This window comes from Actinoallomurus sp. CA-150999 (assembly GCF_050942425.1).
Lineage (GTDB): Bacteria > Actinomycetota > Actinomycetes > Streptosporangiales > Streptosporangiaceae > Actinoallomurus.
The window spans coordinates 6,707,085-6,726,113 of the sequence record NZ_CP192063.1 but is presented as its reverse complement, the minus strand read 5'-3'; the positions used below and the strand labels follow the sequence as shown (position 1 = coordinate 6,726,113).

General features: G+C 69.7%; 18 protein-coding genes. 10 read left to right on the top strand and 8 right to left on the bottom strand.

The features are described from left to right. Positions 1-218: 218 nt before the first annotated feature. Entirely contained in the window at positions 219-1,157 is a 939-nt protein-coding gene (locus tag ACQP2O_RS31145) for an NADP-dependent oxidoreductase (protein WP_433171225.1), read from the top strand. Between the two features lie 432 nt (positions 1,158-1,589). Here the strand turns inward: ACQP2O_RS31145 and ACQP2O_RS31140 are convergent, their stop codons facing one another. Together ACQP2O_RS31140 and ACQP2O_RS31135 are read right to left on the bottom strand one after the other, a co-directional pair. Next, the gene (locus ACQP2O_RS31140; RefSeq protein WP_433171223.1) at positions 1,590-1,721 is read right to left on the bottom strand and encodes a hypothetical protein; all 132 of its coding nucleotides are present in this window, start codon (positions 1,719-1,721) and stop codon (positions 1,590-1,592) included. 35 nt (positions 1,722-1,756) lie between these two features. Next, the gene (locus tag ACQP2O_RS31135) at positions 1,757-2,101 is read right to left on the bottom strand and encodes a hypothetical protein (protein ID WP_433171221.1); all 345 of its coding nucleotides are present in this window, start codon (positions 2,099-2,101) and stop codon (positions 1,757-1,759) included. A gap of 352 nt (positions 2,102-2,453) precedes the next feature. Between ACQP2O_RS31135 and ACQP2O_RS31130 the strand changes: the two genes are divergently transcribed. The 3 genes from ACQP2O_RS31130 (at position 2,454) to ACQP2O_RS31120 (ending at position 5,668) form a co-directional block, all read left to right on the top strand. Next, positions 2,454-3,269: a hypothetical protein gene (locus ACQP2O_RS31130; RefSeq protein WP_433171219.1), complete on the top strand. Its 816-nt coding sequence runs from the start codon at positions 2,454-2,456 to the stop codon at positions 3,267-3,269. Between the two features lie 645 nt (positions 3,270-3,914). After that, complete coding sequence (locus ACQP2O_RS31125; RefSeq protein ID WP_433171217.1) at positions 3,915-5,093, top strand: cytochrome P450; 1,179 nt, start codon at positions 3,915-3,917, stop codon at positions 5,091-5,093. A 44-nt stretch (positions 5,094-5,137) separates the two neighbouring features. Continuing rightward, positions 5,138-5,668 carry an integrase core domain-containing protein gene (locus tag ACQP2O_RS31120; RefSeq protein ID WP_433171215.1) on the top strand — a complete coding sequence of 177 codons (531 nt, stop codon included), beginning with the start codon at positions 5,138-5,140 and terminating at the stop codon, positions 5,666-5,668. Here the strand turns inward: ACQP2O_RS31120 and ACQP2O_RS31115 are convergent. Further along, on the bottom strand, positions 5,554-6,855 hold the full coding sequence (locus ACQP2O_RS31115) for a sensor histidine kinase (protein WP_433171213.1): 1,302 nt from the start codon (positions 6,853-6,855) through the stop codon (positions 5,554-5,556). The genes ACQP2O_RS31120 and ACQP2O_RS31115 overlap by 115 nt on opposite strands. Beyond that, complete coding sequence (locus ACQP2O_RS31110; RefSeq protein ID WP_433171211.1) at positions 6,852-7,520, bottom strand: response regulator transcription factor; 669 nt, start codon at positions 7,518-7,520, stop codon at positions 6,852-6,854. The genes ACQP2O_RS31115 and ACQP2O_RS31110 overlap by 4 nt, the downstream gene beginning before the upstream one ends. A gap of 91 nt (positions 7,521-7,611) precedes the next feature. Between ACQP2O_RS31110 and ACQP2O_RS31105 the strand changes: the two genes are divergently transcribed. Continuing rightward, on the top strand, positions 7,612-8,907 hold the full coding sequence (locus ACQP2O_RS31105; RefSeq protein WP_433171209.1) for a COG4705 family protein: 1,296 nt from the start codon (positions 7,612-7,614) through the stop codon (positions 8,905-8,907). A 551-nt stretch (positions 8,908-9,458) separates the two neighbouring features. Here the strand turns inward: ACQP2O_RS31105 and ACQP2O_RS31100 are convergent. Next, positions 9,459-10,745: an ATP-binding protein gene (locus ACQP2O_RS31100; RefSeq protein ID WP_433171207.1), complete on the bottom strand. Its 1,287-nt coding sequence runs from the start codon at positions 10,743-10,745 to the stop codon at positions 9,459-9,461. 185 nt (positions 10,746-10,930) lie between these two features. Here ACQP2O_RS31100 and ACQP2O_RS31095 point away from each other — a divergent pair, with 185 nt between their 5' ends. The 4 genes from ACQP2O_RS31095 to ACQP2O_RS31080 are packed head-to-tail and all read left to right on the top strand — an operon-like array spanning position 10,931 to position 15,712. After that, positions 10,931-11,554 carry a hypothetical protein gene (locus tag ACQP2O_RS31095; protein WP_433171205.1) on the top strand — a complete coding sequence of 208 codons (624 nt, stop codon included), beginning with the start codon at positions 10,931-10,933 and terminating at the stop codon, positions 11,552-11,554. Positions 11,555-11,589: 35 nt separating this feature from the next. Continuing rightward, positions 11,590-12,255, top strand: coding sequence for an ABC transporter ATP-binding protein (locus ACQP2O_RS31090; protein WP_433171203.1), 666 nt, complete (start codon positions 11,590-11,592; stop codon positions 12,253-12,255). Continuing rightward, the gene (locus ACQP2O_RS31085) at positions 12,255-13,055 is read left to right on the top strand and encodes an ABC transporter ATP-binding protein (protein WP_433171201.1); all 801 of its coding nucleotides are present in this window, start codon (positions 12,255-12,257) and stop codon (positions 13,053-13,055) included. Before ACQP2O_RS31090 ends, ACQP2O_RS31085 begins: the two co-directional genes overlap by 1 nt. After that, positions 13,052-15,712 (top strand): ABC transporter permease, encoded by a 2,661-nt coding sequence (locus ACQP2O_RS31080; protein WP_433171199.1) that lies wholly within the window; start codon positions 13,052-13,054, stop codon positions 15,710-15,712. The genes ACQP2O_RS31085 and ACQP2O_RS31080 overlap by 4 nt, the downstream gene beginning before the upstream one ends. A gap of 2 nt (positions 15,713-15,714) precedes the next feature. Here ACQP2O_RS31080 and ACQP2O_RS31075 read toward each other — a convergent pair whose 3' ends face one another. The 3 genes from ACQP2O_RS31075 to ACQP2O_RS31065 form a co-directional block, all read right to left on the bottom strand. Further along, positions 15,715-16,407 carry a response regulator transcription factor gene (locus ACQP2O_RS31075; protein ID WP_433171196.1) on the bottom strand — a complete coding sequence of 231 codons (693 nt, stop codon included), beginning with the start codon at positions 16,405-16,407 and terminating at the stop codon, positions 15,715-15,717. Between the two features lie 247 nt (positions 16,408-16,654). Next, positions 16,655-17,623: a M56 family metallopeptidase gene (locus ACQP2O_RS31070; protein ID WP_433191213.1), complete on the bottom strand. Its 969-nt coding sequence runs from the start codon at positions 17,621-17,623 to the stop codon at positions 16,655-16,657. 11 nt (positions 17,624-17,634) lie between these two features. Then, on the bottom strand, positions 17,635-18,018 hold the full coding sequence (locus ACQP2O_RS31065; RefSeq protein ID WP_433171194.1) for a BlaI/MecI/CopY family transcriptional regulator: 384 nt from the start codon (positions 18,016-18,018) through the stop codon (positions 17,635-17,637). A 228-nt stretch (positions 18,019-18,246) separates the two neighbouring features. Between ACQP2O_RS31065 and ACQP2O_RS31060 the strand changes: the two genes are divergently transcribed. Then, positions 18,247-18,882, top strand: coding sequence for a phosphatase PAP2 family protein (locus ACQP2O_RS31060; protein ID WP_433171192.1), 636 nt, complete (start codon positions 18,247-18,249; stop codon positions 18,880-18,882). Positions 18,883-19,029: the final 147 nt, after the last annotated feature.

Below are 19,029 nucleotides of genomic sequence, written 5' to 3'. Positions count from 1 at the left end.
CTGGCCGGATGGACTTCCCCGCCGGATCGATGGGGGACAAGGCCGAGGCGTGCCCGCGCTTCGTCCGAGCGGCCGGACACGACGCAGCCGTAGGCACGCCCGCAGACGCCGAGGCGGTCCTGGCGGGACGTGTGGGCACCCCGTCACCGTCGCGGCGTCCAGCTGAACAGGCCCGGCGCCCCGCCTCCTACTGACGACATATAAGGAGAGGACGAACCATGGACACCATGATGGCTCTACGGGCGCATACCCGAGGCGGCCCAGAGCAACTCCTGTATGAGCAGGCGCCGGTACCCGTGCCCGCTCGGGGCGAGGTGCTCATCGCCGTACACGCCGCGGCCATCACCTTCGCCGAACTCGGCTGGGACCGGTCGTGGACCACCCGGGACGGCTCCGACCACACCCCGATGATCCCTTCACACGAGTTGTCTGGGACGGTCGCCATGCTGGGCGAGGACGTCACGGGCTTCTCGGTCGGAGACGAGGTGTACGGCCTGATCGACTTCGACCGTGACGGCGCCGCAGCGGAATTCGCGACCGCCCCGGCCGGCACCCTCGCGCACAAGCCGCGCAGCATCACTCACGTGCATGCCGCCGGGCTGCCTCTGGCCGCGCTCACCGCTTGGCAGGCGCTCGTCTACCACGCCGGCCTGGTCCCTGGCGAGCAGGTGCTCATCAACGGTGGCGCGGGAGGAGTCGGCGTGTACGCCGTGCAGATCGCCGCGAGTCTCGGCGCGCGGGTCATCGCCACCGACGTGCCGTCGCACGGGGAATTCGTCCGCCGGCTCGGTGCGGAGCGCTTCATCGACTTCACCAGCGAGGCCTTCGACGAGGTGGTGTCCGGGCTCGACGTCGTCCTGGACACCGTGGGCGGCAGTACGCTCCAGCGCTCGTACGGCGTGCTGCGCCCCGGCGGGCGGCTGGTGACCCTCGGTGCCACGCCGTCACCGGAACGAGCCGAGGAGCATCAGGTCAAGGCCATGTTCTTCGTGGTACGGCCGAACGCCGAGGAGCTCGCGCACCTGGCGCGGATGGTGGATCAGGGTGGACTGCGGCCGGTGGTGAGCCAGGTGTTCCCGCTGGATGCCGGCCGCCGCGCCTTCGAGAGCAGAGGGCGGGAACGCAGGCCCGGCAAGACGATCCTCACCGTCCGCTGACACCACCGCCACGCCGAAGGAGTTCGCGCCATGGACACCACGACCGGACCCCGCTTGTAGCGCTTCAGAACTCGTCGGTGGTGCCGACCTGCGGTTTGGGGCGGGCGGTCGGTTTGGGGCAGGACCGCGGGTCGTGTCTGTTCGCCAGTTGCGGAGCATGAGCGCATGAATGAGACGACTCCGTGGACCCTGTGGGTGCCCGCAATTCGGCTACCCCTATGCGACCTGGGCGTGCCAGCGCAACAGCGTGCCAGGCGTGACCAGCAGCCCTACCCGGCGTGGTTTCGGGAGCAGCCGGGCCGGCGCCGTGATGAAGGCCCGGTCGGCCCACGACGGCTTGGGTCAATTCCGGGCACCCACACGAACCGTGACCCCGAAGCACGCTGCCCTCTCGGCTGTGTCTGAGCGGCCGAGAGGGTCATGCCGAGACCGTCAACAATGCTTGGCCAGGCGAAAACCGTCAATAGTGCGGGTCATTTTCTTCGGCTTCTTGTTGTGCTCGTTCTTCGTATGCTTCGGCAGTGATATCACCGCCGATCGTCGAAAGCGCTCGCCGCTGGCCATCGAGGAGTCCACCGACACTTATCTCACATGGGTTCCTAGGCGGCAGGCATGTCGCGGCCGATGCGGTTGTAGTAGCGCTTGCCCTTGTAGTAGATCTTTAGACCGTAGAGATTGAGGCCAAGGGGGTAAGAGAACTTGTGGTTTGCGCCGTGGGCGATCAGCTTGTAGCCGGAATCTTTTCCCGCTACTTGGGCGTCGACCTTGACCCGTCCGGCGCAGCCGTTGTGCACCTTGATGGTTTTTCGTTCGGCGACCTTATTGAAGGTCAACTTGTAAGTGACGCACTTGAGGCGTTTGGTCGCCGCGTCCGCAGCGGGGGCGGCGATAAGCGTCGCCGCCATCCCGGTGATCAAAGCGGCGGAGAACAGCTTCTTGCGCATACTTCTCCTTTGGTCGCTCGGTGAGAGACTAGCAGCAGAATGATCAATCGCCGGGTGGATCGCGGTGCGTGGGTCCCTTTCGCTGGGCGACGGGCTCCCGACCAGCGAAGGTCGGCGAGGAGAAGGTTGAGTGCGGACTCCGCCTGGGTCGCGGACGGGGCACGATGCCGGGACACCGCGGCCGAGGGGTCCAGTCAGTGCGGCGACGGCCGTACAGCAGCGGCCGGCCGGAGCGACCTACCGGGCGATGAGGGCTCGCGCAGACCAATTGAGTGATCGAGGCATCCGGCCCGTAAGTAAGCGGACGTGGACGGGCTGGTCAATGAAGCGGTGCATGGGTCATCATTTCGGCATGCAGAAGATGGGCGGCGAGGCGCCTCGGCTGAGTGAGCACCACAAGGCCGCGGTGCGGCGGCTTCTGGCCCGGGGCAAGCGGGCGGAGGCCATCGAGTTCTTGCAGGCCCAGACCGGGGCCGACGGTGATACTTGCCGGGAGTTGGTCAAGGAGATGGAACGGGCCACGCCGCCGCGGCGCAAGGGACGGGCGCAGACAAAGGCGAAGTCGGGTGAGGAGTCGGTTGGGAAGTCGTTGCTGGGTTGCCTGGGGATGATCGGGTTCGTCTTGGTGTTGATCGTCTTCTTCGTTGCGGCGATCTTCGTACTGGGTCGGCTGCGGGGAGGCGTCAACGGCATCAGCTCCGGCGAGCCGCTGCCGCCTTATGCCGTCTCGATTCCGGTGACGGTGGTGGGGCTTGCGTTCGTCCTTTTCGTGGGGCCGCTTCTGCTGAGGCGGTTGGGCGGAATCGGGCCCAAGACCGCTGGAGTGCCGGACTCCGTACGGGCCCTCGGGGTAGTGCCCATGCTCTTGCTGATCCCCCTCTTGATCGTTGGCGGGCCCAAGCGTCCTGCGCACGCGCCGGTCCACGCCACCAGCGGGACGGAGTTGCTGGTGGTATTCCTCGGCATTCTGGCCTCGGTACCGCCGATCCTCGCCGCGATTTCCAGCCGCTGGTGGGTGGTGACCGGATCGATCGTCATCTGGCTCGCCTGGGCGATCGCCGTTTACAACACGCAGTACGGTCTTAGTGCGATCCCTGCGTGCATCCAAGTCCTCGCCGGTATCGCCGTGGCCTTCGTACTGAATCCCGGATCCAAGACCGCCGGGTAGGGCGCTCGCTGCCGAGGACGCAGGGCTCTCGGCGACGGCGAACCCGGTCGAGGACCTGTGAGTTCCGGACTTTCCCTTGCGATCCAGCCCGGCCGGGGCCCGTCCGGGCCAGGGCGTCCCTGCCGGCGTCGCGGCGTTGCACGCGCAGGGTGACGGCACGGTCGAGATCAAACGGATGTTCGCGCGCCCCGGACAGCGCGGTGCGCCCTGGGCTGGTTGCTGGAGCGCGCCTCGCGATGACTTCCGCACCCGGACCGTCCGGCTGGACAGCAGCCGTTTCACGGACGAGGCCCACCGCATCGACGAATGCCGCGGCCCACCGAGCGCCCGCCCTACGAGGGTTCGGAAATCCCGGCCTACCTGCGGCACCTCTGGCGTTTCTACGAAGTTCACCGCGGCTGATCCGCTCCGGCCGGACCTCGACGTACGTAGTTTTTACCGATGCGAAGGATCCCCCGTCGCGGGATGGTGTTTCCCACGGGTCGGCTGTCGCGCGACTGGAGTTTTCGTCCGGTTTCCCTGCTGCTTCGTAGGTGCGTGTTCGACTCGCAGATGAAATCAAAGGATCTTTTCGGCTCTTCCTTCCGCGCGGCACCAGTGAATTGGTCGTCGCGGTGTTCGCTACACCCGTCTACCGGAGGCCCGTTGTCCCCGATTCCCGCCAGCGACGTCGATCTCTACACCGAATCGGCGCGCACCGACCCGTACGAAATCTATGCCGAGCTTCGGGCTCTCGGACCTGTAGTGCACCTGTCCCGCTACGACCTCTACGCGTTGCCCCGCTACGACGAGGTGCGCGCCGCCCTGATGGACTGGCAGACTTTCTCCTCAGCGCGCGGAGTGTTCGTGGATCCGGATGTGAACGCCCAGTTGGAGGGAATCACGCTGTGCAGCGATCCTCCCGAGCACACGGCGATGCGCTCGGTGCTGGGGCGGCCGCTTCGGCAGGATCGGATGCGCGAGGTGACTCCACGGATCGAGGCTGAGGCCGACCAGGTCGTCGAACGGCTGGTCGGCCGGGGCCGGTTCGAGGTCGTCACCGAACTGGCGGAGTACCTGCCCATGGCCGTGGTGTCGGACCTGGTCGGGCTTCCCGATCAGGGACGGGAAAAGATGCTGGAGTGGGCCGCGGCCATCTGGAACACTCAGGGACCCGCCGACGACCGGGCAGCCGCTGCGGGGCCGGCCGTCGAGGAGTTCATGGCATTCGCCATGAATGACGCCGTGCCGGGGAAAATCGATCCCGGCGGCTGGGCGGCGCAGCTCTACGAGGCCGCCGACCGTGGCGAGATCCCGCGCGACAAGTGCCCGGTGATGATGCTCGACTACGTCACCCCCAGCCTGGACACGACGATCCTCGCGATCGCCAACGCGGTCGCGTTGTTCGCCGAGAACCCGGACCAATGGGACCTGCTGCGCAAGGATCGCTCGTTGATCCCGCACGCGATCAACGAATCGTTGCGACTGGAATCTCCGGTACCCCAGTTCACCCGGGTGCTCACCGAGGACCACGAAATCGGCGGAGTTCCGCTGGCCGCCGGCTCGCGGGTCGCGCTGCTCTACGCCTCCGCCAACCGCGACGAACGCCACTACCCGAACCCGGCACGCTTTGACATCACCCGTCGCCCCTCGGACCACCTCGCCTTTGGACGGGGCGAGCACGTGTGCGTCGGGATGCAGCTCGCTCGGCTGGAAATGAGCGCACTGCTGGAAAGGCTGGCCGACCGGGTGGCACGCTTCGAAATCCGCGAGCGCCGGCCGATGATCAACAACGGGTTGCGCGGTCTCGAGCACCTGGACGTGGCGGTCGAACCTGCGACCTGACGCTCGGTCACCCCGGCCACGATCTTGCGCTGGCAGTCGAGACGGTGCTGCTCAAGCGGGTGTATGTACTGGTGTTCATCGAGCACGACACCCGAAGACTGCACCTGGGCGGGGTGACCGCGCACCCGACCGGTGCGTGGGCGGTGCGGCAGGCTCGCAACCTCGCCATGGACCTGGGTGACTGGCTCGGCGTGCTGCGGTTCCTTATTCGTGATCGCGATCCGCTGTTCACCACCGCGTTCGCCGAGGTATTCAAGGCCGAAGGACTGCAGACCATCACCACCCTGCCGCGAACGCCACGGATGAACACCATCTGTGAGCGCGTCATCGGTACCCTCCGCCGCGAACTGCTGGACCGGATTCTGATCCTCGGCGAACGCCACCTGGCCTTGGTACTCCGCGAGTACTTGATCCATTACAACCGCCACAGGCCAGAGAGCCCTGACCGGGATCGGGGTGATCAGCCGCGGGGCAGGGAGATGACGAACCGTCCGGCCGCGTCGATGGCGATGTCTCCGTCAGCGGTACGGGCCAGGCGTCGAGCGAGCGCGAGCCCGAGTCCGACGCCGTCGTGACCGTCGTCGGGGTTGGCGCGCCGGCCCGGTTCGAACACTGCGTTACGGAGTTCCACCGGTACACCGGGACCGTCATCGGTGATGATGATCTCCACGTCGGCCGTGCACTCTACGGTGATCTGGGTCCGCGCGTAGCGGCGTGCGTTGTTCAGCAGGGGCACGAGAATGCGCTCGACCAGGTTCGCTGGTACCCCAGCCGTCACGTTCTTACCGGTTACCACGATCGACGGCCCCTCCGTGTTGCGCTCGGCCAGATCACGGGCCAGGCGGAGGAGCGAGCATCGGTCACGGATGCGATCGGTGGGGATGGTGAGAAGGGACTCACAGATCTGCTGCATGGTGGCCGCGCTCGCCGCGATCGCTTGGTGCGAGGTGTCTCGTTCGGCGGCGGTACGGTTTCGCGCGATCAGCCAGTCGATCTCCGCAGTGATCCGAGCCAGCGGGGTCCGTAGTTCGTGTGAGAGTTCAGCGGTGAGTTGTTGTTCGTGGCGCAGGACGGCGGAGAGCCGGTCGAGTAGCTGATCAAGGTTTCTCGCCAGCCCGGCGAGTTCGGCAGGACGGTGTTCCGCGCCGAACCGGTGGTGGGTTCCGTGCTCTCCCCATTGCGTGGCCTGCTCGCTCATCTGTGTCACCGGCCGGAGGGCACTGCGAACGACCGCGCGAGTCAGCAGGTAGGCGCCGAAGAGCAACAGCAGGCCGAGGATGGCGGAACCGGCCAGCACCAGACGGGCCAGGTCGCTGTAGGGGTCAAGATCAACCGCGCTGACCACCGTGCCCACCCGCCGGCCTTCAAACATCACCGGCAGCGAGTAAACCCTCCAGGCGTAAGGCGTCTTGATATCCATGAAGGTCTTGCGCTGCCCGGCCATGCGGTCCGCACTCGCCTGCAGCTCTTTGGGTGCTCTGGGGCGCTCGATGGCCGTGTGACCCTGGTAGATCCAGACTCCGACATCCAAAGCACGGTCGTCGGAGGGTTCCAGCACTCGGATATGGCCGTCCGGCCAGGTCTGCAGGGTCGCTGCCACGGCCGCCGCCCGAGTCCGCAGCAGGTCGTCAGACTGTCTACGCAGCTGTGCGTGAAGCGCCATGTTAAAGATGACGGTGAGCAGCGTGACCCAGATCGCCGTCGTGGTCAGCGCGAGCAGGGCGAGGCGGCCGCGTAGAGTCGCCGGCGTGAGGGCCCTCATGTGAGTCTGTAGCCGACGCCGCGTATGGTGCTGATGCCCCGCTCGCACCCGGCTTCACGGAGCTTACGGCGCAGGCGGGTCAGGTACTGGTCGAGGGTGTTGTCGTTGACTTGGGCGCCTTCGGGCCAGGCCGAGCGCACCAGGGCATGTCGCCGGACGACCGCGCCAGGGGCCGCCATCAAGGAGGCCAGCAGCCGGAACTCGGTGGGTGTAAGGGGTATCTGTGTGCCGTTCGCGGTCTTCAGGACGTGTGCGACCGGGTCCAGCCGAAGCCCATCGACATCGGTGGCCGCATCGCGACCGGCTCTGCGCAGCACCGCGCGGACCCTGGCAGCGAGTTCGGCCAGGTGGAAGGGCTTGGCGAGATAGTCGTCGCCGCCCGCGGAGAAGCCCGAAAGCCGGGAAGTGAGGCCATCACGAGCGGTCAGGAAGATGACCGGCATGTCCAATCCGGCAGCGCGCATGGCCTGACAGACGTCCCGACCATCGGAGTCGGGCAACCCGATGTCCAGCACGACTGCGTCGATCTGGTCATCTATCGTCCGCAGCGCGCCTGCTCCGTCCGCGGCTGTCAACACCTCGAAATGCTCCTCGCGCAGGCCCCGGGCGAGAACGTCGCGAAGTCCGTGGTCGTCCTCGACGACCAGGATGCGGTGGATGGTCACATCGTCAGGTTACGGACCTTCCGTAACCCGAACCCACCTGCCTACCGAAGCGCTCAGGTTTTGTTCAGGCACGCCATGCCAGCCTTCCCGGATGACGACAACCCAGCAGATCCGGATCGGCGAACCGACCGGCCGGCAGATGCTCAACAAGGTGCCTGAGGTCACGGTCTGGTTCTGGATCATCAAGATCCTCTGCACGACCGTCGGCGAGAGTTTCGCCGACTACATCAACGAAACCCTCGGCTTCGGCCTGACCAACACCATGCTGTTGTTCACCGCGGTATTCGCGGTCGTGCTAACGGTCCAGTTCCGTACCAAGCGCTACAGCCCGTTCCCGTACTGGCTGACCGTGGTGGTGGTCAGTGTCACCGGCACGCTGTACACCGACATGCTCACCGATAAGCAACACGTCCCGCTGTGGCTGAGCTCAACGGTCTTCTCGGTCCTGCTGGCCATCGTCTTCGGAGTCTGGTGGCTGCGCGAGCGGACCCTGTCGATCCACAGCATCACGACCTTCCCGCGTGAGGCGTTCTACTGGCTGACCGTCCTGGTGACGTTCGCGCTGGGCACCGCCACCGGTGACTGGACGCTGGAGCTGACCAACTGGACGCCCGCGCAGTCGGTGTTCCTGCCGCTGGGCCTCATCGCGTCGATCACCGCCCTGTGGAAGTTCGGCGCCAACCCGGTGCTTTCGTTCTGGCTGGCCTACATCCTCACCCGACCGCTCGGCGCCAACATCGGTGACTGGCTCGCCTCCCCGAAGGTCGCGGCCAACCCCGGCGACCCGGTCGGACTCGGCCTGGGCACCTTCATCACGAGCCTGATCTTCCTCGGTGCCATCCTGGCGACGGTCATCTACCTGTCGATCAGCCGTAGCGACGTCGCCGAGCGCTACGAGGCGACGCACGCGCCGTCGGTCACCACCAACGCGCGCCGGGAGCGCATCGCGCTGGGAGCATTCGGCGTGATCGCCGCCGGCACCGCCGCGCTGATGGTCTGGGCCCACAACCAGCCCCACGTCACCTGCGACCCGACCGGTCAGAGCGAGACGATGCCGGCCTGCCCGAAGCCGGCCCTGACCGGCGACCAGACGACCGCCGCAGTGGCGAAGTACGAGAACCTCGCCCAGACGGCGATCGCCCAGGACCGGGCAGGGAAGGCCGCAGCCTCCCACGCCACCGTGCAGAAGATGCGCGACGACTGGGACGCCGACGCCACCTCGCTGCAGGCGGTCAACAAGAAGACCTGGACCCTGCTCGACAACCAGATGGACGCGGTCCTCAAGACGTACGCCATCGACCACGGCCACATCAAGCCGGCCCCGGCCGCCAAGCAGGAGAAGCAACTCAAGGTCCTGCTGGCCGACTTCAAGAGCCACCGCTTCTGAATGGGCGCGTGAAGTAGGCGGATCACCCTTCTGTCCCGCGGGGTGGCCGGTACGGGCGGCCGACGGTAGAAGCCCATGAAGACACCGGCCCCCAGCGCACGAAGAGTCCACCGGCCAGGCGTCCTACTCCCGAACGTGTCCCCAGCCGCCAGGCAGCGGAGCGTGACCGGGCCGGGGCGGCCGGCTTCACATAACGTCTGCCCGACCACCGCCGGGCCGGCACCGCGGTCGCCGTAATGCCGGGTCTGACCTGCTGAGACGCTTCCCGGTTCGGCTCGGTGTCCGCGACCGCCGGCCGTTATCCGGGCGGCGCTCCGCCCTCATGCACACCGCGTGACCTGCGGCAACCGCGCCACTTTGGGGCTGGGGACACGTTCGGGAGCGGAGGGTCGATAGCGCCCACGAAAGGCGGACTCGACCTCGGCACCGCCGGCTCGTCCGCCGCCCTGTCCGCCTTCATGGACTGGGTCCACATCCGGAACAACGGTCACGGCGATCACACATCTGCTGACCGACCGACAGGCGAAGGCTCGTCCTCGGTCGTGCCCCGCTCAGTCGCGCGCCACTGGGAGCAGGAGGGTGAACGTCGCGGGGACGGGGCGGGTCAGGAGCAGGCGGCCGCCTTCGGCCTCGGCGAGGCTGCGGGCCATGGCCAGGCCGATGCCGTGTCCGGTGCTGCCGGCCGCGCGTCGGCGGAAGAGCGTGTCCGGAGGCTGCCTGACGCCGGGGCCCTCGTCGGCGACGTCGATGGCGAGGGCGTCCCCGGCGTCGCGGACGCTGACCGTGATCGGGCCCGCGCCGTGTCGTACGGCGTTGTCGATCAGGACGTTGAGGATCTGGCGGACGGCCGCGGTAGATGCGTGGCCGGGCGGTGGGTCCGGTTCGATGGTCAGGCGTAGCGGGCGGCCGTGGGCGGCCAGGACGGAGTGCCAGTTCTGGCGGATCTCGTCGATGAGCGCCTTGGTGTTGAGGGTCTTGCTGCGGTCGGGGAGGTCGCGTGCCAGTGCGAGAAGGTCATCGATGGTCGTCTGGAGGCGCTTGGTCGCGGCGATGGCCGTGGCGATCGCCTCTTCGGAGGCCCCGGCCGGGGTGTCCCGCATGGCCTCCAGGGTGAGGCGCAGGCCGGTCAGGGGGGTGCGTAGCTGGTGGGAGGCGTCGGCGGAGAAGGCGCGTTCACGGGCGAGCAGGGCGCCGAGGCGTTCGGCGGTGGCGTTGAGGCTGGCGGCGACCGCGTCGATCTCGGGGATTCGGCTGGGCCGGGTCCGTACGCTCAGGTCACCGTCGCTGAGTCGCTGGGCGTCGGCCGACATCTCCTCCAGCGGCCGGGCCAGGCGCCGGGCCTGGCGCCGTGCGAGCGCCGCGGTGAGACCGATCGCCAGCAGGGCGGCCCCCAGCATGATGAGCCAGGTCCGCGCGATGCGCCGATAGACGACCTGCTTGCCCGTGGCCGCGCGGATCGCGCCGCTGACGCGTTCGTTGTCCGCGATCGGCACGGCGACGACGATGTCGGGACCCGTGGACGAGTTGGCCGCGCTGCCGCGCAGCGCCGCACGGACCGCCCCGTCTGCGTGGACCGGCCCGCGACCGCTGATCCTGTGCCCGGCGGCGTCGTAGACGCCGAGGGTCATGTCGAGCTCGGCCCGGGGCAGTTCGATGGGGTCGCCTCCGGTCAGCTGCGCGGGTCCGACCGCGACGGTGGTGCCGGTGGCCAGCCGGGACAGTTCAGCTCGCTCGTCCGCCGTGTAGGAGCGCGCCAGGCCGATGGCGAACGGTATGCCGAACAGGCTGATCGCCAGGGCGGCGGCCAGCACCGCCAAGGTCACGATGCGTCTGCGCACGCCCGTCCCCTTCGAGCGACTGTCGATTGCGGGCCTGCTGCCAGTCTGCCGTCACGGTCGCCGATCAGAACCGCTTCGACCACCGATTTTGCCGTCGTCTAGCCACCGAGGCCAGGTCGGCTAACCGGAGGGTTCCTAGCGTCAGGTGCGATGGATGGATTTCTCCGAAAGATCGGGGGCCGCTCATGAGAACTCGTCGAAGCATGATCCACGCCGGCAGCGCACTCTTGCTCATCGCCGCGCTGGCCGCGTGTGGCGGCGGGACCGGCCGATCGGCCGCGGCGTCGGGCCAGACGGCCGCCCGCGCGCCCTCGCCGCCGCCCACGCCGAAGGAGACCAACCCTCCCGGTGACATACCCGACAGCCAGGTCTTCGTGCCGTTCACCGCGGCGGGCGGCCTGTTCACCGTCAAGGTCCCCGAAGGCTGGGCGCGGAGCCAGAGCGGACCTGCGACGGTGTTCACCGACAAGTTGAACACCGTGCGTGTCGAGGCGCGACCGGCGGCCAGTGCGCCGACCGTGGCCTCGGCGCGGGCGACCGAGCTGGCTCAGATCAGGTCCTCCACTCCTGGGTTCACGCCCGGTGATGTGACGGTGGTACAGCGGAAGGCGGGCCCCGCCGTACGGATCACCTACCGGGCACAGTCTCCCGCCAACCCGGTGACCGGGAAGACCATCCAGGATGCGGTCGAGCGCTATGAGTTCTGGAAGGCCGGCAACGAGGCGATCCTCACGCTGTCGGGCCCGGTCGGCGCCGACAACGTCGACCCGTGGCGGCTCGTCACCGACTCCCTGCGGTGGCAGCGATGAGCCCGGGCGCCACCGTTTCCACGACCGGAGAGGACTTGGACGAGGACGTGGTGCTGTCGGCTCGCACGCTCTACCGCTTCTACCGCGCGGGGGAGGAGGAGACGCTGGCGCTGCGCGGCGTGTCCCTGGTGCTGCGCGCCGGGGAACTGGTGGCGGTCGTGGGTCCCTCGGGGTCGGGCAAGTCGACTCTGCTGGCGTGCCTGGCCGGGCTCGACGAGCCCGACGGCGGCACCGTCGTGGTCGGCGGGCGGCGTATCAGCCATCAGCCCGAGACCGTACGGACCCGGCTGCGGGGCCGGTTGATCGGGCTGGTGTTCCAGTCCGGGAACCTCCTGGAACACCTGACCGTCCGGCAGAACATCCGGCTGGCCCAGCGGCTCGCCGCCCGCGGTCGGAGCGGTGCCGCCGACACGCTGCTGGACCTGGTGGGGCTGTCGGAACGCGGCGAGGCGTACCCGAGCCGGCTGTCCGGCGGTGAGGCGACGCGCGCCGGCCTGGCGGTCGCCCTGGCGGGCGATCCCGCCGTAGTGCTGGCCGACGAACCGACCGGCGAGCTGGACTCGGCCACTGAGCGGCAGATCCTCGATCTCCTGGCCGAACGCGCGCGCTCCGGGGTGGCGGTGCTGGTGGCCGGGCACAGTCCGGCCGTGGCCGCCGCCGCTGATCGCATCATCCGGCTCCGTGACGGGCAGGTGGTCTGATGAGCGTGCGCGACGGTGCCGCCGCGCGGGCGGACGGCGCGCCGGCCGCGCCCGCCGGCTGCGCGCTGGTGCGATGCGTGAACGTGGCGCGTACCTTCGGTACCGGTCCGACGGCCGTCGTCGCCGTACACGACGTGTCCTGCACGGTGCCGCCCGGGGCGCGTGTGGCGTTGATGGGGCCGTCCGGATCGGGCAAGTCCACCTTGTTGCACCTGATCGCGGGCCTGGACGCTCCGACCGGGGGGACGATCGCCTGGCCGGGCCTCGGCGGTGGCCCTAACGGCAGACCCGGCCTGATCGGCGTGATCTTCCAGGGGCCCAGCCTCATCCCGACACTGGACGTCACTGAGAACGTCGCCCTGCCGCTGCTGTTCGCCGGCATGTCCGCTGAGGCCGCTGCCGTGCATGCGACGGCGGCCCTGGACCGGGTTGGGATCGCCGCTCTGGGGCCGAAGCTCCCCGAGGAGCTGTCCGGCGGACAGGCCCAGCGCGCCGCCGTCGCCCGCGTGATCGCCGGCCGCCCGAGGCTCATTCTGGCCGACGAGCCCACCGGTCAGCTCGACCACGAGACCGGCGGCCACGTCATCTCCGTGCTGTTGGAGGCGGCCGAGGATCTCGAGGCCGCGCTGATCGTCACCACGCACGATTCCCAGATCGCTTCCCGGCTGCCCCACCGGTGGACGATGCGCGACGGCGGCCTCACCACGCGCGAGCCGGGCGATGGCGCATCCGGCCGGCCGCAGCGAGCGCCCACGTTTTCTCGTGACGCCGGCCTCGGTGAAGACAAGGGAAGACCATGATGATCTGGATCTGGCTCCACGGCCTTATCGGCAGGCGTACCGCCCGGCTGGCGGCCGCAGCGGCAGGGGTCGCGGTCGCGGTGGCGCTGCTCGCTTGTCTCGGTGCGTTCCTCGCCGCTTCTAAGGCGACCATGACCGTACGAGCCGCCTCGGGCGTGGCGGCCGACTGGCAGGTTCAGGTCACCGGGGGCACCGATCCGAATACGGTCCTCGGCACCGTACGGGCCGATCCGGCGACCCGGCAGGCCCTCCCGGTCGGGTTCGCGCAGACCAGCGGCTTCACCTACACCGGGCCGACGACCCAGACCACCGGGTCCGGCGTCGTGCTGGGCCTGCCGGACGACTACTCCCGGTCCTTCCTCGGCGAGGTTCGAACGCTCACCGGATCCGGGACCGGCGTGCTGCTGGCCCAGCAGACCGCCGCCAACCTGCACGCCGGACCCGGCGACACGATCAGCGTCGGCCGTGCGGGCATGGCTCCGGCACGCGTGCGCGTCGACGGGGTGGTGGACCTGCCGCAGGCCGACTCGCTGTTCCAGAAGGTCGGCGCTCCCTCGGGCTCCCAGCCGTCGGCGCCGCCGGACAACGTGCTCCTGCTGCCCCAGGCCCTCTGGCACCAGGTGTTCGACCCGCAGGCCAGGACCCGCCCGGACCTGGTCACCACGCAGATCCACGTCCGGCGCTCCCACGCGCTGCCGTCGGACCCGGCTGCGGCCTACACGGCGATCACGGCGGCCGCCCGGAATCTCGAGGCCCGAACCGCGGGCGGGGCCGTGGTCGGGAACAACCTGGGGGCGGCGCTGGACTCCGCGCGCCAGGACGCGGCGTACGCGCAGATCCTCTTCCTGTTCCTCGGCCTGCCCGGGGCGGTCCTGGCCGGGTTGCTGACCGCCGCGATCGCGGGTGCCGGGGCGGCCCGGCGGCGTCGCGAACAGGCGCTGCTGCGCTCCCGTGGAGCCTCCGTCCGCCAGGTGACGTGGCTGGCCGCCGTGGAGGCCGCCGTCGTGGGCGTCGCCGGCAGCGCCGTGGGGCTCGCCGGCGCGGCGCTGGTCGGCAGGGTGGCGTTCGGCTCGGCGCGCTTCGGCGCCACGACGGCGACCGCCATCGCCTGGACCGCGGGCGCAGCCGTGGCCGGTCTCGTGATCGCCGCGCTCACCGTCCTGGTGCCCGCGCACCGCGACGCCCGGGCGATGACCGTGAGCGCCGGGCGCCTCACCGTCGGCCGCACCCGGGCACCCGGCTGGAGCCGCTACGGACTGGACTTCGTGCTGCTGGCCGCCGCCGGAGCGGTGTTCGCCGTGACCGGCCGCAACGGCTACCAACTCGTCCTGGCACCCGAAGGGCAGCCGACCATCTCGGTGTCGTACTGGGCGTTCGCCGGGCCCGCGCTGCTGTGGCTCGGCACCGGGCTGCTCGCCTGGCGGTTGTACGACCTGCTGCTCGGCCGGGGGCGGCGGCTCGTCGGCGCCGGGCTCCGCCCGCTGGCCGGTGGGCTGTCGGGTACGGTCGCCGGGAGTATGGCGCGCCAGCGCCGGCTGCTGGCCCGGTCCATCGTGCTGCTCGCCCTGGCGGTGGCCTTCGCCGCCTCGACCGCGACCTTCAACTCCACCTACCGCCGGCAGGCCGAGGTCGATGCCCAGCTGACCAACGGCGCCGACGTCACCGTGACCGAATCGCCCGGCGCGTCCGTCGGCCCCGACCAGGCCCGGAGACTGGCCGCCGTGCCCGGGGTCAGGAGCGTCGAGCCGCTGCAACACCGCTTCGCCTATGTCGGCGCGGACCTGCAGGACCTGTACGGCGTCCGGCCCGGCACCATCAGAGGCGCCACCGCCCTGCAGGACGCCTACTTCACCGGTGGCACCGCGAAGCAGCTGACCCGCACTCTGGCGGCCAAGCCGGACTCGATCCTGGTGTCGGCCGAGACGGTGAAGGATTTCCAGCTACGCCCCGGCGACCTGCTCAACCTCCGTTTGCAGGACGGCCGGACCAAGCGGTTCACCACCGTGCCGTTCCACTACGTCGGCGTCGTCAAGGAATTCCCGACCGCGCCGAAGGACAGCTTCCTGGTCGCCAACGCCGCCTACGTGGCGCAGAAGACCGGCAGCGCCACGATCGGCGCGTTCCTGGTCGACACAGGCGGGCGACACATCGCTCCGGTCGCCCACCGGATCCGCTCCCTGCTCGGCCCCACCGCCACGGTGACGGATCTGGCCACCACCCGCCGGGTGGTCGGCTCGAGCCTGACCGCCGTCGACCTGGCCGGGCTGACGCGCGTCGAGCTGACGTTCGCGCTGCTGCTCGCCGCGGCCTCCGGCGGTCTGGTGCTCGCGCTCGGCCTGGCCGAACGACGCCGCACCTTCGCGATCGCGACCGCTCTCGGCGCGAACCGGCGGCAGCTGCGCGGCTTCGTGTCGGGGGAGGCCGCGGCCCTGGCGGTCGGCGGGCTGGTCGCCGGTACGGTGATCGGCGCGCTGCTGTCGCAGATGCTGGTCAAGGTCCTGACCGGCGTCTTCGACCCGCCGCCGTCGGCGCCGACGGTGCCCTGGCCCTATCTCATGGCCCTCGGTTCGATCACCGTCGTGGCGCTGGCCGCAGTGGCCGCCGCGGCCGTGCGGCTGGCGAGCCGTCCCGCCGTGCAGGTCCTGCGGGAGCTGTGAGGTCAGCCGGGGGCGTCGAGCCGATAGCCGTGGCCGCGCAAGGTGACGATGCGCGGGACGACGGTGGTCTCGTCGGCCGCCTCCGCCAGCCTGCGCCGCAACGCCGCCATGTGCACGTCGAGGGTCTTGGTGGAGCCGAACCAGTTCTCGTCCCACACGTCGGCCATCAGGTCCTCCCGGCTGACCGCCACCCCGGCCTCGGCCGCGAGCCTGGCCAGCAGGTCGAACTCCTTGGCTCGCAATGTCACTTCGCGGTCTGCGGCGAAGCACCTGCGGGCCGCCGTGTCCACCACGAGATCGCCGACCGCGAAGCGCGGCGGCCGCGCGGGCGGCGCACCGCGCCGCAGGTGTGCCCGGATCCGGGCGAGCAGCTCCGCGAACCCGAACGGCTTGCTCACGTAGTCGTCGGCGCCGGCCTCCAACCCCACGACGACATCCATCTCCGTGTCGCGCGCGGTGATGATGACCAGCACGCACCCTGGCTGGACGGCCCGGATCCGGCCGCACACCTCGACGCCGTCGAGATCCGGCAGGCCCAGGTCCAGCAGCACGAGATCGAAGGGGGTCAGCGTCGCCTCCCGGATCGCACCGCGCCCCGAACGCCGCCAGACCACCTCGTAGTCGTGCAGGCGAAGCCGGGACTCCAGGTGACTCCCGATCGTCTCGTCGTCCTCGACGATGAGCAGACGTACCACTCACTCATTCTAGCGTCATCTACTATCGTGATAGTAGAAGTCCCCTGGGACTGATGGGAACCATGCTGGTCAATCTCCTGTTCGGCAACGCTGGCCTGGTGTTCATCTGGCACCTTCAAAACGCCTTGGTGAACCCGGCCACGTACAAGGGCCACAGCCGTGCACGGCCTGGCATGCGGCCTTGGCCGGGAGTGGTGGTCGGCACCGGCGGTCTCCCAAGCGTTTCGGCGGGATGGGCGGGCGCTGGTCAGGCGCCGGCGAGTTCGAGCAACAGGTGCAGGTCGTGGGCGGCGGCGAGTGCGCACAGGGCACTGGAGCCGACCACGGCGGCGGCTCCGGCCAGCGGCAGCAGTGGCGCGCCCAGTGGTGCGGAGGAAGTGGTGGGTTCGGTGAGCAGGGCGGCGACGCGGCGCGGAACGGGGCCAGCGGTGGCCAGGGGGCCGCGCCGCCGCCCCAGCAGGCCGAGCACGGCGTCGGGCAGACGCCGGCGAGCCGGACCATGGGCGGTCGCCAGGGCCGCCTTGCCGACCGCGCGGGCGACCTGGCGGCGGTCACCGCAGATGGTAGCGGCGCGCTCGTCCGCCCAGCGTTCAACGGTGTAGGCGACAGCGGCGGCCACCGGCCGCAGCAGCGGATTGACTGCGGCGGCCAGGTGAGCGACGGCAACGAAGGCGTAGTGCTGGCAGGCCAGATGGACGCGTTCGTGTGCGAGCATGGCCTCCCGGTCAGCAGGGTCGAGGGCATCGAGCATGCCGGTGGAGACCACGATGCGGCCAGGCAGGCCAGGCAGGCCGGGCAGCGCGTAGGCGTCGGGGACGGCGTCGTCGACGACGACCAGCTGACTGCGGCCGGGTAGGCAGGCGGCTTCGAAGGCGGATGCGGCCAGCGCCCGAATCCGCCGCCACAGCATCCGCATCCCCGCCGCCGCGGCGGCGGCCAGCACCGCCGCGGCCGCGACCGCCTCGATCACGGAGACGGGGTCGCCTTTGCGTACGGTGGACGCCGACCAGTGACCCACGTACGCCACCAGCGGCAGGCGTACCAGGCCCGCTACCGCCAAGACGCCCAGGGCCGCGCAGCTCAAGCAGGCCAGGGCCAGCGCGCTCGCGGTCAGCAGCCAGGTCGCAAGCCGGGGGTCCAGGCGGTCGGCCAGCGGCCGGGCGGCCAGCGCGGCGGGCACGGGGAACAGCAGCGGAAGGTAGATCAGCAGGTGCATCGCCACGTTGTTCACTCCTGATCCGGCAGGCCGCCGAGGAGCTGCCGTAGCAGCTGCTCGTCCCGGGCGGGCAGGTCTTCCACGAAGCGGGTGAGCACCGCCTCCCGATCTGAGTCGGACTCCAGCACCTGCCGCATCCGCCGCGCGGTCAGCCCGTGGGCGTCGGCGACCGGCGCATATGCGTACGCGCGGCCCTGCTTGTTGCGAGTCAGCAGGCCCTTGTCGAACATCCGGGACAGCACGGTCACCACGGTGCTGTAGGACAGATCGTCGCCCAGGCTCTGGAGCACCTCGCCAGGGGTCAGTGCCTGAGGGGAGGACTGCAAGAGAGTGAGGACCTCGGCCTCCAGCGCGCCGCCCGGCCTGCGCTCCCCTGGAGCGTGTCCGGTGTTCACGAGTTGGTTCCCCTCCGTTCATCCTCTACAGTCCTGTAGAACTTCTACCAGTATGTAGAAGTCGGTGCGCCGTCGAGTCTGTCACGCCAGTCGGGTGTGGCACATCCCGGCTGGTGCACCGCCGGAATCCGGCCACCGCCCTCGAACTTCTACAATGCTGTAGATTTTAGCTCGAGGGACTGCCCGGCCCGGTCCACGGCCTTCCAGAACTCCTGGAGATCACCTTCGATGACAGTCCACCCCGTGCAGCTCGCCCTCGACGGCTCCGGCATCGACGGCTCGCTGTTCACCGCGATCACCGGCATCGCCCGCGACACCCGGTGGCTCAACACGCCGCTGGAGATATGGACCAACGCCGGCCTCGGGGTGTTCGCGGTGTTCATGCTGGTCGGCTGGTGGAACGCCCGGCGCCGCGACACCCCCGCCATGGCCTTCGCCCTGGTGGCGCCGGTCGCCGTGGCGGTGGCCTTCGCCGTCGCCGAGGTGGTCAAGAAGCTGATCGCCGAGGTGCGGCCGTGCTACTCGCTGCCGCACGACTACTTCGTCTCCGCCTGCCCCACTCGCACCGACTACGCCTTCCCCAGCGGCCATGCCACCGTCGCCGTCGCGACGGTGGCCGCATTGTGGCTGCTCGACCGCCGCCTGTCCGTCGTTGCCGCCGCCTTCGCCGTCTTCGAAGGCTTCACCCGCGTCTACCTCGGCGACCACTACCCCCACGACGTCATCGGCGCCGCCCTCCTGGCCCTGCCGATCGCCTACCTCATCAGCCGGACCCTGGGCCACGTCGCTGTCCCCCTCGTCGCCCGCCTGCGCACCGGAGTACTGGAACCGGTGCTGACCGCCGACGCCCACGCTGCCCACTGAAACACGGGCCGGGAGAATCCCCAGCGGCTCCACCCCACTGCCCCGCGTGCCGGCCGACCTCTCCCCGGTCCTGGATCGCTGGGGCTACCTGGCCGGCGCCGTCGGCGCAGCGGCCACCACGGAGATCAGCACCACATGGACGAGACG

Coding starts and splice junctions, on each gene's coding strand:
- ACQP2O_RS31145 (WP_433171225.1), top strand. CDS start 219: ATGGACACCATGATGGCTCTACGGGCGCATACCCGAGGCGGCCCAGAG.
- ACQP2O_RS31140 (WP_433171223.1), bottom strand. CDS start 1,721: ATGGCCAGCGGCGAGCGCTTTCGACGATCGGCGGTGATATCACTGCCG.
- ACQP2O_RS31135 (WP_433171221.1), bottom strand. CDS start 2,101: ATGCGCAAGAAGCTGTTCTCCGCCGCTTTGATCACCGGGATGGCGGCG.
- ACQP2O_RS31130 (WP_433171219.1), top strand. CDS start 2,454: ATGCAGAAGATGGGCGGCGAGGCGCCTCGGCTGAGTGAGCACCACAAG.
- ACQP2O_RS31115 (WP_433171213.1), bottom strand. CDS start 6,855: ATGAGGGCCCTCACGCCGGCGACTCTACGCGGCCGCCTCGCCCTGCTC.
- ACQP2O_RS31105 (WP_433171209.1), top strand. CDS start 7,612: ATGACGACAACCCAGCAGATCCGGATCGGCGAACCGACCGGCCGGCAG.
- ACQP2O_RS31095 (WP_433171205.1), top strand. CDS start 10,931: ATGAGAACTCGTCGAAGCATGATCCACGCCGGCAGCGCACTCTTGCTC.
- ACQP2O_RS31085 (WP_433171201.1), top strand. CDS start 12,255: ATGAGCGTGCGCGACGGTGCCGCCGCGCGGGCGGACGGCGCGCCGGCC.
- ACQP2O_RS31080 (WP_433171199.1), top strand. CDS start 13,052: ATGATGATCTGGATCTGGCTCCACGGCCTTATCGGCAGGCGTACCGCC.
- ACQP2O_RS31070 (WP_433191213.1), bottom strand. CDS start 17,623: ATGCACCTGCTGATCTACCTTCCGCTGCTGTTCCCCGTGCCCGCCGCG.
- ACQP2O_RS31060 (WP_433171192.1), top strand. CDS start 18,247: ATGACAGTCCACCCCGTGCAGCTCGCCCTCGACGGCTCCGGCATCGAC.